We start from the raw sequence: 10,227 nt of genomic DNA on the forward strand, positions 1-10,227 counted from the left end.
GCACGCACGTCATTCTGAACGAATCACGATCACGCACCAGTCTTTCTGTTCTCTTCCATCCGGACTATCACCGTCGGCCCCGGAATTGCACCGGATCTGCTGACCCCGCCAGAAGCGAGCGCTCGCGGGCTTACAACGCTTTGCGCTGCTTACCGCCGGTAGGGATTTGCACCCTGCCCTGAGAACATCACACCCACAACATGCGAGTGATAACAAGTATGATGGCCCTGCATTTTCTCTTATGCAAGAGCAAATGCCTTCACAGTTTGTTAAAAACCGCCTCTACCTTGCCCAAATGTTTCGGGAAAGTTATGATGCCGCCATATCTATCTAAACTAGGTAAAAGGAACTTATTGCTCCTTAAACCCGGTCATTCTGATAGCAATCTATGGCAGGTTTTTATGGCATATCCACAGGCACGTGCGTTTTGCATCATACGCAGGCAGACGAAACAACTTTAACCTGTATGCCCTTCATATCAGATCTGCACCACAGATTCCGCATGCCGTTTTTGGCTATGCGTTGCCTTTCCTTACAGCCACAGCGGAATACGGAGCACTATCTGCCCCTGTTTCTGCCAGCCAACATGGATTTACCATGAGCATACCCGACCAGAAGCAAACATCTGCTTCTTCTACACCACCCTATTCTGGCCTGGCTGGCTGGATTAACAGACGCCTTCCGGTCATTTCTGCCTTTCGGGCTGAATATGTTGATTTCCGTGTGCCGCGCAATCTGAATGGCTGGTGGAATTTTGGGGCCATTCTTACGCTTGTTCTGGGGCTGATGCTAGCCAGTGGCATTTTTCTTGCCATGAACTATACCCCCACAGATGCAGGGGCTTTTCTTTCTGTTGAAGCTATAGAACGCCAGCTTTCTGGCGGATGGCTTTTACGTGCCATGCATATGACAGGCGCAAACCTGTTTCTGGCTGCTTTGTATTTGCATCTGTTCCGTGGGCTTTATTATGGATCTTACAAAGCCCCGCGTGAACTGCTGTGGTTAACCGGCCTTGTACTGATGCTGATGGTTATGGCCACCGCTTTTGCAGGCTATCTGCTGCCGTGGGGCCAAATGTCCTACTGGGGCGCAGATGTGATTACCAAGGCCGTTGGCGCCATACCAGGTATTGGCCCAACGCTAGAACACATCATGACAGGCAGCGACCATCTGGGAGACATCTTCCTCCATCGCTTTTTTGTGCTGCATTTTGTTTTGGCATTTCTGATTGTTGGGGTTGTAGGCATACACGTAGCGGCTGTGCACGTTTCTGGCTCCAACAACCCAACTGGGGTTGAGCCACGCACCCCCAAAGATACGGTGCCGTTTTACCCATACTATATCAGCAAAGATCTGGTTGGCCTTATTCTGTTTGCCATGGTGTTTGCGGCCCTGATGTTCTTCTGGCCCAATATGCTGATTGAACCAGACAACTACACCCCGGCCGACCCTATGCACACGCCTGCGGACATTGAGCCTGAATGGTATTTCCTGCCGTTTTACGGGCTGCTGCAATCTGTGCCATCCAAATTTGGCGGGCTGGTTGCGGCCGCTGGTTCTCTGCTGGTTTTGTTTGCTTTACCGTGGCTTGACCGCTCCCCCGTGCGCTCCATGCGTTTCCGCCCCCTGTGCCGTATTGGGCTGTTGGGCGTTGTATGTGCATTTATTGTGCTGGCAGATGCGGGCAAACACCACGCACAAGGTGGCTGGCTGATTGCCGCCCGTTTGGCCGGGCTTTACTATTTTGGGTATTTTCTTGTGTTCCTTCCCCTTGTGTCCCGCACGGAAAAAACGCGCCCTCTCCCTTCCTCCATTGCTGCATCACAGGGAGACGCCTAATGCGTAAGCATGTTTTTACAGGCTCCTTGCTGGCAGCATTTACGCTTGCAACGCCCACACTGGCCAACACATCGGATAATAAAGCCCCGCCTCATCAGAAATGGAGCTTTGAGGGTGCCACCGGCACCTATGATAAAGCCAGCCTGCAACGCGGCTTTCTGGTGTATGATCATGTGTGCGCCAGTTGCCACGGCATGCGCAGCCTGACATATCGAGATCTGGAAGGCATTGGGCTAAGTGATCAGGCAATTACAGACCTTGCCCATAGCAAGCAGATTCCCGGCCCGGTTGGCATCTCCGGCATGCCCACAATGCGCCCCGGCTTGCCGGATGATCACTTCCGGTCACCCTTCCCCAATGATGCAGCGGCAGCCGCTGTTATGGGTGGGGTTGCGCCTCCAGATCAATCTCGCTTGGCTGCTGTGCACCCTGGTGGCGCAGACTGGCTTTACGCCTTTCTGACAGGCTACCGCATGCCCCCGCCCGCTGATGCCCCTATTGTGCCGGGCAAATTCTATAATGATTGGGCAGAAGGCCATATGATTGGTATGCCACCGCCGTTGATGAACGGTGCCATTCAATACCCTGATGGCACACAGGCAACTGTGGAGCAGCAAGCCAAAGATATCACCACTTTCTTGGTCTGGGCCGCAGATCCGCACCGTAATGAGCGCCACCATATTGGCAAAGGGGTTCTGGCTTATCTGGCTGTTCTGCTTGTTCTGGCTATCGCATGGAAGCGGAAAATCTGGAAAAACCTGAAATCGCACGGATAAACGGAAAGCACGAACACCATGACACGCGAAACCGAAGAAACCGCAGCAACAGAACAAGCCCCCGGACGCCGTGACTTTTTGGGAATTGTAACCACGGCTGGCACAGTTACAGGCTTGGCAGCCTGTGCTGTTCCGTTTGTGCAAAGCCTGAAGCCGCAAGACAGCGCATCCGCCCATCTGCCTGTGGATGTTGATATTTCCAAACTTACCCCCGGCCAACAGATGACAGTTGTATGGCAGGGCAAGCCTGTGTTCATCATGCGCCGCACACCAGAGGAAATTGCTGCACTGCAAGACCACGCGCTGGCCGAAAAACTACGGGATGCAGAGTCTGCTGCAAACCAGCAGCCCGCTTACGCCCGCAACTGGCATCGCTCTCTTGTGCCAGAATATGGTGTTTACGTGGGTATTTGCACGCATTTGGGCTGCGTGCCGGGCCTTAACCAACCTACAGGCAACACGGCTGATACATGTGGCGGCTATGGCTGCCCCTGCCACGGGTCAAAATTTGATCTGGCAGGCCGCGTTTATAAAGGCGCACCGGCTCCGTATAATTTGCCTGTGCCGCCTTATTCCATGCCCTCACCAACCAGTATCCGGCTGGGAGAAAACCCCAAGGGGCAAAACTTCGATTTCTCAACAATCGAACAGATCTAAACACCTACTACAAACGCCGCACTCACCCTGCGGCGTTTTTTATATCTGCGTAGTAGACTCACCTCACTCTTGGAGTGTGAGATGAATTGCCAGAATGCACTCTTATCGAGAGAATGGAAAACCGCCAATCTAAACTGTGTTTTTCAACCATCTTGATTGCAAGGGTATAAATAAATGTCTGATATTGTGGTGGTTTATCATTCTGGGTTTGGCCACACGCGCAGAGTAGCAGAATACGTTGCCAAAGGTGCTAACGCTGCAATTCTGGAAATTGATCAAAATGGTGATCTGCCAGAAAACGGCTGGGAAGCTTTAAACAAAGCCAAAACCATTGTGTTTGGTTCCCCCACCTATATGGGCAATGCCAGTTGGCAGTTTAAGAAATTTGCAGATGCTACATCGCGCATCTGGTTCAATCGTGGGTGGCAGAACAAACTGTTTGCCGGATTTACAAACAGCGCCAGCCCGGTGGGGGATAAAGGGTGCACTATGGCATGGTTTCAGGTTCTGGCGGCGCAGCACGGTGGCATCTGGATCAGCCTAGACCTGCTGCCTTCCAACACAAAAGCCGCTACAAAAGCCGATATCAACGTGCTGGGTGGTGCCGCCGGCCTGCTGGTGCAAAGCCCATCTGATGCTAGTGTAGATGAAATTCCGAGCGGTGATCTGGATACAGCCACCACTTACGGCACACGCATTGCCGAAGTAACTGCGCGCTTTAGATAACAAGCATTTAGCCAGCATGTTTCCTGCCCCCGAATAGCAGACATGCTGGCTATACCTTTTTCAGCCAGCCCCTCAAACGCTAAAACACCCCCAGTATCTACCGCAAACGGGGACGTAATGGCTGTTTCTTGGGGGGATTTTCAGGCTATCATCCAGCTTTCCGCGGGGCTGAATGTTGCTATTCTCAGCTTTGTGGATATCAGCATCCCTGCCATTAAGGAACGCCGCCGTGTGTTTTCCAAAGCACGGCAGGAGCTGGAAATCTACCGCAAGAACCCGCACAAAGTGACAACAGAAGATAAAGCCGCCCATGCAGGCGCGGTGGGTGAAATAGACCGCCAGCTTTTTGACCTATGGCGTGAGACATCAGAGTTTGAAACCGTGGAAGATTCCATGATTAAAACAACGGGTGTTTTTGGCTTTATTGGTGCAATCGTGAGCATAAGCTTGTTGTGGTATTCCGGCCTGCATTACGATGATCCAATCCGAACATCTGGAGAGTTGCTGACGTTACTTTCCTTCCTCTCCTTGGCTGCGGCGTTTTTCATTAACTTTCTTACTGCGTTCAAGGCCGCACATTATACAAAACGCTGCAATGACCTGCGCCAACAAATGCGGCAAAAATTATAACTGCCAATCCTACGCCACGGGTAAATAACATTCATTATTTCTTTTTTATTTCTTTATCGGAATGTTTCTGCCTAAACTACCAAACACTTTGGCCATGTAACAGCCGCACTGAAGGGACATCCCCCTCCATGACGACGCTTCCTAAAAAACAGAAAGTTCTGCTGCTTCTCTCTGCTTCTTCACTGTTGTTTCCGGTTTTGCATAAAACGGCACATGCGCAGGTTCTGCCCTTTACAAGCCTGAAAACCAGCAGTTCCAGCTTGGGCCGCTGGTTGTCTGATATTACCCTTACGGGGCAGATTGAAGGCGGTATCATGGCCAATCCGGCACGCCCCAATCCCGGCTATAACTACGGAGACTTTCTGGCCGACCACGCCAACCAGGTACAACTGAACCAAGCTGAATTCACTATTTCCAAAGCCATCGATTCCAGCCTGAACGAGTATCAGATCGGATTCACCCTAGAAGGGCTGTATGGTTCCGATGCCAGATACTACCATGTGCTTGGCATTTCAGATCAGGAATGGAAGGCGCGTTACCAGCTTATTCCCGCCCAAGCGCATGTGGATGTGCATCTACCGTGGCTAACAAAAGGTGGGCTGGATATGCAGGTTGGTATTCTACAGGCCCCCATGGGTGTTGAAGGGTTAGACCCCACATCCCGCGCCTTTTATACACTTGCCTATACATCTGAATATTCTGTGCCGTTTGAACATATTGGTGCTATGTTTAACTGGCACGTAACGCCAATAGTGGATGTCACTTTCGGAATTGATACCGGGAACCAGACATCCTTTGGCAGCTCCGATAACAACCACATGCCTGCGGCTTATTTTGGCTTCAACCTCAATAATCTCGCACATGGTAAACTACGCATTGTAGAACTCAGCCGCGTTGGGCCGGAAAACTCTTGGCGCTCGGTCGGGCATTACGAAGCAGACCACGCACAACGCTTCTGGAACGATATCAACGCCACCTATAATATAAATGACAAGCTCTCTGTTACTGCAGAATTCAACTACCTGCATGATGAAGGGGTGCGTGGCATAGGTGCACGTGGGCAATTTGCTGGCGCAGATGCAGAAAGTTTTGTCAGCTTCCTGAGCTACAAGATCAACAAGGAATTCACCTTCAATTACCGCGGCGAAATTTACCGCGATAATAACAACATGATGGTAGCCACCTTCCGCGGCAACAACTCCTATATGGAAGCCTTGGCTGGCACGGGCGGAGAAACTGTTGCTGGCCCCTCTGGCCATGGCACCACATATGGGGATCTCTCCTTGAACGTCGTGTATCATCCAGATTTGGGGCACCATGTGCGCGTATTTCAGCTTCGGCCAGAAATACGGTTTGATCGCTCCCTTAATGGCACCACACCTTTTAATGGTGGCCGCAACAACGGCATGTTCACCTTTGGTGGCGATGCGGTTATCGGGTTCTGATACATTCAGACACAGGCTGCAATATTCACCGCAGCCTTTTTTGTCTTTCTAACTGCCTAATCTGGATGAGAGCACCAGATACAAAATAAACACACAGTCCAACCCGCAGAGCATCAGGGTAAGTTCTGCCCATTTGCGGGTTGTCAGCACAAAGGCTGTGTGCAGCAGCAAACCCAGCGCCAGACTGACCATAAAATCACCCGTCAGCACGGTTACAAGCAACATAAACAGCGGAATAACCCGCTCCTGCACAGCCAAAGATTTCAAGTCTGGCAGGCTGCCAAGCATACCCAAGCCAACCAGAATAAGAGCCGGAGCAGTTGCCACAGCAGGCACGCAGATAATAAGTGGCCACAAGATAGATGACACAGCAAACAAACATGCCACTACCAGCGCTGTCAGCCCTGTGCGCCCCCCTTCTTCCACGCCCACCAAAGATTCTAGATAAGCCGAAACAGTGGATGTGCCTAAAGCAGAACCAATAACACTGGCCGTTGCATCTGCCACAAAAGCCGATTTTGCCAATAAAGGCTGCCCCTGTTTATCCTTAAGGCCAGAACGCTGCATTACGGCCATCATGGTGCCGGTAGCATCAAAAAAATCACCCAAAAAGAAATAAAGCGTTATGGGCAAAACCAGAAACAGATTGGCAAACAGGCCATGAAAATCATACGGAAACAACATGAACCATGGATAGGATGGCCAATCCACCCAATGCGCGGGAAGTTGCGTCACCTTGCTGCCATCTGGATGTGCAACCCATAAGCCAGCTATTGTTACGGCAATAACAGACACCAAAATGGCGGCCGGTACACGCGCCCATTTTAACATCATGGCCAGAAAAACCCCGGCCAGCGCTAAAAGCACAACAGGGTTGGACAACTGCCCAAAAACCAACCCTTCTCCACCCTTCGTTACCAAGCCACCATTTACAATGCCGATATGAGCCACAAAGGCTCCAATGGCAAAATGAATGCCCTGTTTGACCGAAAGCGGAAACGTTTCAACAATTCTGCGGCGCCACGGCGTAAGGGAAAGAAACAGAAAGGCCAGCCCTCCTAACAGCACCATTGTAAAGGCCTGAGCCGGTGGCACTCCCATACGCACAATAACAATCTGGGCGAACACCACATTGCTGCTCATAACAGGTGCAAGCGCTATGGGCAGGTTGGCCCCCACCGCCATGATAAAGGACCCCACAACCGCAGAGGCAATGGTAGTGATAACCATGGTATGTTGGTCTAACCCGGCAGAAGCCAGAATATTGGGGTTAACTGCCATAATATAGGCCATTGCCCCAAAAGTGGTGATACCCCCCACAACTTCCTTGGGAATACTGGAACCTCGGCCAGAAATATCAAAAACACGATCCAGACATGCACGCATGCCTGACCATAAATCTCTCATCCATTCCTCGGCAGTGCTGCTGGGGCCAGTTTCTGCTTTATCTTACGGATGTACGAACAAAAATAACACCAGCAGAATAAAAGATTTCCTGCCTTAACGCACGCAATCTGCGCAGCACATAGCAGCCATCCCTCCTTCCCCGTAGCTGAATGCAGGGAGCATCCCCATTTCGTAAAATGAACAAATGCTTAGGCTTGAGCATCAAAGCAGAAAGGACTTTTTTATGACCGATAAAGCACCGCACGAAACCAGCTCCCTTTTCCATCTGGCAGAACGCGCCCTTAAACAGCCCAAGCTAGCAACTAAGGAAGAAGTGCGTGAACTGGCAAATTATGTGCTTAAAGGCGGCGTTAAGGCTGGTGAAGCCGAACGCGAAGTGGCCAAAAAAGCAGAGCGCAACCCAGAAGGTGTAGAAGCCTCTGAAATTGAATCTCTGGCAAAAACCGTTATTACCGCACATTCCTGATAATCGCGCAGGCGGGTGGCCAAAAACCACCCGTCATTCATTTTAGAACAGGGCTGCCTCTTCTTCTTTCCGAAGGATATAATACGGACAAAGAAGGGAGATGAATTTGAAAAAGATACTTCTGGTTGCCATGCTAATATGGGCAACACCAGTTATAGCCTTTTCTGCACCGCAGACTGTAGATGATGCTTACCCTTATGTAGATGCCGCATCCATTTTACTAACCAATGATATCAAAGCATTTTTAAGTGGTGGCAAAAGCCTTATTAACTGGGCTCCAGTTTTTCCGCGCCCAACATCCATAACAGCCCAAGCCTATTGGGCAGAATGGAAATCCAGTTCTGTTACTGCTGCAAAAAATTTCCCCATGGATAAGCCTATCTATATTACCGGGCAGGCTCTTTCTGTTTCCCAAACTGGGGAAGATTTTTATGTTGATTATGCTTCCTCCCCATCAGGAATAGATGATGTGCAGGCATATCTTTCCAATAATGGTGTAAATGCTGCCTCATCTTATTCTGCCGGAAAAAAAATTTCTCTGCTCTGCTTTCGTGCAAAAAACATGTTCCAGCCAACAGATTTAGGCGGCTGTGAAGACACTGGCAGTGTTGCGCAAAATATTTTTGTAGATGCGTATAAAGATTTGGCTCTTATCGCAGCAGGCAAAAGTGGGGGCAGACTGCCTTTTTCTGCCAGCGCACAAAGAATGATTATTTCAGCGCAAAATTGTGCCCAGAAATTACGCAAAGCGGCATCGGAAGCGGTTTCCACCAGAGAAATGGCTTCATGCAGAGGTGGTGGGTAAATACAATACAACACCACAGCCTGACAGGCTAAATAACCTGTCAGGCACTAGTGGTATTACAGATTCAATGTGCGTTTAAGTGCTGCACAGTAGGCATCCATAAACCTACGGGAAAGTTCTGCATCCGGCACATACATATCAAACACATGATAAGCCCCCGGCACCACCATAACTTCCGTGGGCACAGCCGCTGCCATCAGGCGGGTTGCGTAATCAAGGTCTTCCTTCAAAAACAGATCCATTGATCCCACACCAATAAAGGTGGGGGGCAAACCTGCCAGATCTGTTGCACGGCCAGCGGCTGCATATGGCGGCGTTTGTGGGCCACCCGCTTTATCGCCCAAATAAGCCTGCCATGCGTATTTGTTGGCAGAACGTGTCCAGACAAATTCACCAAAATTAGCGCCTGGATCACTGTTTACCGCTGTACGATCATCCAGCATGGGGTAAATAAGCAGTTGGAAAGCAAGTTTGTATTCTTTTTTGTCACGCGCCATCAGGCTTAGGGCTGCGCTTAAACCACCACCTGCACTTTCACCGGCAACAACAACCTTATCGCGCGAAATGCCAAGTGTGCTGGCGTTTTCATGCACCCATTTCAGAACGGCATAACAATCTTCAATAGCGCCGGGATATTTCACCTCTGGCGCGAGACGGTAATCAACCGAAAAAATCTGAAAACCCAGATCACTAGCCAGCCTTTGGCATTTGGGGTCATCCACTTCCGGGTGGCCAGAAACAAGGCCGCCGCCATGAATGTAAACCATAGCGGGTGCATTGGGTTGCACTTCGCGCGGTGTATAAACAACAACACGTACATCTGGGGCATTATTCAACCCCGGCACGTATTCTTCCCGCGTGATAACATCTGGCAGAGGCCGACCTTCTATAAGGCGCACAGATGTTAGAAAAACTTCTCGCACTTCTGGAAGTGAAAGCGATGAAAGACCATCAAATGATGGCATTTTCTCAAGAATGGGAAGAAATTCGGGATTAACTACTGATTTTGGCATAGTAACTCGCCTCCTATTTTGCGGCTGGCATCACAGACCGTGCCGCAAGACAAGTTTATATACTCACGATCATCATAATTTATTGATTAATATCAATATAAAAATACAATACATCAATATTTTATATATGATTTCCATATAATACATTATTATATATGCGTTATAAATTCAATTTATTAAAAATATATAGTTTAAATAAAATTAAAACGCATAATATATTTTGCATGAATGCGAAATTTATTAACAAACAACAGGTATTTTAAAATACAACCTGTATCTATTGCCCAAATGCATTCATGGCCAGATTGATTTACACCCGTCTGGCCATGAATGCTTATTCTCTAATTAAGAAAAGTTCTTTGTATTATCAGCCATTTTTTCATTATCCAAAACATAATATCCGGTGTCCCGGATTGTTATAGACAGCAGTCCCATGTGATGGCTGCTCAGGAGATCCCCCAAA

General features: G+C 49.5%; 10 protein-coding genes and 1 riboswitch. Of the genes, 8 read left to right on the top strand and 2 right to left on the bottom strand.

All coding sequences use genetic code 11. From position 1 onward, the window contains the following. Window positions 1-43: 43 nt before the first annotated feature. A riboswitch (FMN riboswitch) is annotated at window positions 44-190 on the bottom strand. A 230-nt stretch (window positions 191-420) separates the two neighbouring features. The 6 genes from FKW19_RS12570 to FKW19_RS12595 all read left to right on the top strand — a co-directional run bounded on the left by FKW19_RS12570 (window position 421) and on the right by FKW19_RS12595 (window position 6,073). Then, complete coding sequence (locus FKW19_RS12570) at window positions 421-1,839, top strand: cytochrome b N-terminal domain-containing protein (RefSeq protein ID WP_006116400.1); 1,419 nt, start codon at window positions 421-423, stop codon at window positions 1,837-1,839. Then, a complete protein-coding gene (locus FKW19_RS12575; RefSeq protein ID WP_089179317.1) occupies window positions 1,839-2,615 on the top strand; it encodes a cytochrome c1 in 777 nt (258 codons plus the stop codon). The genes FKW19_RS12570 and FKW19_RS12575 overlap by 1 nt, the downstream gene beginning before the upstream one ends. 18 nt (window positions 2,616-2,633) lie before the next feature. Next, a complete protein-coding gene (petA, locus tag FKW19_RS12580; RefSeq protein WP_006116398.1) occupies window positions 2,634-3,272 on the top strand; it encodes a ubiquinol-cytochrome c reductase iron-sulfur subunit in 639 nt (212 codons plus the stop codon). A gap of 174 nt (window positions 3,273-3,446) precedes the next feature. Further along, window positions 3,447-3,998, top strand: coding sequence for a flavodoxin family protein (locus FKW19_RS12585; RefSeq protein WP_006116397.1), 552 nt, complete (start codon window positions 3,447-3,449; stop codon window positions 3,996-3,998). 42 nt (window positions 3,999-4,040) lie between these two features. After that, window positions 4,041-4,628 carry a hypothetical protein gene (locus tag FKW19_RS12590; RefSeq protein WP_193561109.1) on the top strand — a complete coding sequence of 196 codons (588 nt, stop codon included), beginning with the start codon at window positions 4,041-4,043 and terminating at the stop codon, window positions 4,626-4,628. Window positions 4,629-4,756: 128 nt separating this feature from the next. Beyond that, on the top strand, window positions 4,757-6,073 hold the full coding sequence (locus tag FKW19_RS12595) for an outer membrane beta-barrel protein (RefSeq protein ID WP_063354400.1): 1,317 nt from the start codon (window positions 4,757-4,759) through the stop codon (window positions 6,071-6,073). 48 nt (window positions 6,074-6,121) lie between these two features. Here the strand turns inward: FKW19_RS12595 and FKW19_RS12600 are convergent, their stop codons facing one another. Next, entirely contained in the window at window positions 6,122-7,480 is a 1,359-nt protein-coding gene (locus FKW19_RS12600) for an NCS2 family permease (protein WP_089179319.1), read from the bottom strand. A gap of 223 nt (window positions 7,481-7,703) precedes the next feature. Here FKW19_RS12600 and FKW19_RS12605 point away from each other — a divergent pair, with 223 nt between their 5' ends. Both FKW19_RS12605 and FKW19_RS12610 read left to right on the top strand, forming a co-directional pair. Continuing rightward, the gene (locus FKW19_RS12605) at window positions 7,704-7,946 is read left to right on the top strand and encodes a hypothetical protein (RefSeq protein WP_035353640.1); all 243 of its coding nucleotides are present in this window, start codon (window positions 7,704-7,706) and stop codon (window positions 7,944-7,946) included. Between the two features lie 100 nt (window positions 7,947-8,046). Then, on the top strand, window positions 8,047-8,751 hold the full coding sequence (locus tag FKW19_RS12610; RefSeq protein ID WP_089179320.1) for a hypothetical protein: 705 nt from the start codon (window positions 8,047-8,049) through the stop codon (window positions 8,749-8,751). Between the two features lie 56 nt (window positions 8,752-8,807). On the opposite strand, the gene FKW19_RS12615 is transcribed toward FKW19_RS12610, so the two are convergent. Then, window positions 8,808-9,764 carry an alpha/beta hydrolase gene (locus tag FKW19_RS12615; protein ID WP_089179321.1) on the bottom strand — a complete coding sequence of 319 codons (957 nt, stop codon included), beginning with the start codon at window positions 9,762-9,764 and terminating at the stop codon, window positions 8,808-8,810. Window positions 9,765-10,227 lie beyond the last annotated feature (463 nt).

The organism is Acetobacter sp. DmW_125128, assembly GCF_008704325.1.
In the GTDB taxonomy this organism is placed as follows: domain Bacteria; phylum Pseudomonadota; class Alphaproteobacteria; order Acetobacterales; family Acetobacteraceae; genus Acetobacter; species Acetobacter oryzifermentans.

Bases quoted from the DNA above. Each gene is read 5' to 3' on its own strand.
- FKW19_RS12575 (WP_089179317.1), top strand. From the start codon at position 1,839: ATGCGTAAGCATGTTTTTACAGGCTCCTTGCTGGCAGCATTTACGCTT.
- petA (WP_006116398.1), top strand. From the start codon at position 2,634: ATGACACGCGAAACCGAAGAAACCGCAGCAACAGAACAAGCCCCCGGA.
- FKW19_RS12585 (WP_006116397.1), top strand. From the start codon at position 3,447: ATGTCTGATATTGTGGTGGTTTATCATTCTGGGTTTGGCCACACGCGC.
- FKW19_RS12590 (WP_193561109.1), top strand. From the start codon at position 4,041: ATGCTGGCTATACCTTTTTCAGCCAGCCCCTCAAACGCTAAAACACCC.
- FKW19_RS12595 (WP_063354400.1), top strand. From the start codon at position 4,757: ATGACGACGCTTCCTAAAAAACAGAAAGTTCTGCTGCTTCTCTCTGCT.
- FKW19_RS12600 (WP_089179319.1), bottom strand. From the start codon at position 7,480: ATGAGAGATTTATGGTCAGGCATGCGTGCATGTCTGGATCGTGTTTTT.
- FKW19_RS12605 (WP_035353640.1), top strand. From the start codon at position 7,704: ATGACCGATAAAGCACCGCACGAAACCAGCTCCCTTTTCCATCTGGCA.
- FKW19_RS12610 (WP_089179320.1), top strand. From the start codon at position 8,047: ATGAATTTGAAAAAGATACTTCTGGTTGCCATGCTAATATGGGCAACA.
- FKW19_RS12615 (WP_089179321.1), bottom strand. From the start codon at position 9,764: ATGCCAAAATCAGTAGTTAATCCCGAATTTCTTCCCATTCTTGAGAAA.